The following is a 1,080-nucleotide window of genomic DNA, read 5'->3' as shown; positions in this document are numbered from 1 at the left end:
ATGGAAGAGCATGAGCGTGCAGAGGAGATTGCACGCATGTTAGCAGGAGAACGGATTACTGAAGAAGCGCGTGCAGCTGCTCAAAAGCTTCTCGCGTAGACATAATTGATAAATGATAAAATATTGCTTAATCAATTATATCAGCGGCGAGCATGTGTTCATTTGGATTCTGTTCATAACAAAGAGTTGAAATTCTTATGGCCATAGACCATAATTTGAAATAGATTTTATGAACAAGGATGAAATTAAAAACTTAACTGCTCTTAAAGCAGAAAGTGAGCTAGAGTGGTTGGCAAAAGAGATTGCACGTCATGATGTACTTTATAATCGTGATGACCAACCTGAAATTTCTGATGCAGAGTATGATGCTCTTCGCCGGCGTAATGCAGAAATTGAAGCTCTCTTTCCCGAGCTTATTCGTTCAGATTCTCCCTCACATAAAATTGGAGCGCCGGTTTCTGAAAAATTTGAAAAATCTGTTCATGCCCAGGCAATGCTTTCACTTGATAATGCATTTAGCTCTGAAGATATCTGTGAATTTATTGTACGTATTCGTCGTTTTCTACGGCTTCCAGCAACACAAATATTGGAAATGACAGCTGAGCCGAAGATCGATGGTTTATCTTTGTCTTTGCGTTATGAAAAAGGAAGGCTTGTATGTGCTGCAACCCGTGGTGATGGATATATAGGTGAAAATGTCACTGCGAATGCACGAACAATTTCTGATATTCCAAAAGTTTTGCGAGGTGAATTTCCTGATATTATTGAGGTTCGCGGTGAAGTTTATATGCGACGGGAGAATTTCCAAGTCCTTAATATGAGCCAACAAGAAAAGGGCAAATTCGTTTTTGCTAATCCTAGAAATGCAGCAGCTGGTTCTTTACGTCAGCTTGATCCACGGATAACTGCAAGCAGAAAGCTTCATTTTTTTGCTTATGCATGTGGTGAAGTGAGTGAAACATTTGCAGCAAGCCAAATGGAGATGATGAAAAAGCTAAAAGAATATGGCTTTGTTATCAATCCATTAACAAAATCTTTTAAGACACTAGAAGAGATTATTTCATATTATCATGATATTGA

The 1,080-nt window shown here is 38.5% G+C and carries 1 pseudogene; it reads left to right on the top strand.

Going from position 1 to position 1,080, the window contains the following annotated elements:
* Window positions 1–229: 229 nt before the first annotated feature.
* A pseudogene (locus ACFIK8_RS09930) lies at window positions 230–1,080 on the top strand (NAD-dependent DNA ligase LigA); the annotation flags it as partial.

This window comes from Bartonella sp. MR168JLCBS, from assembly GCF_042194175.1.
This window is presented reverse-complemented; position numbering and strand designations above follow the sequence as displayed.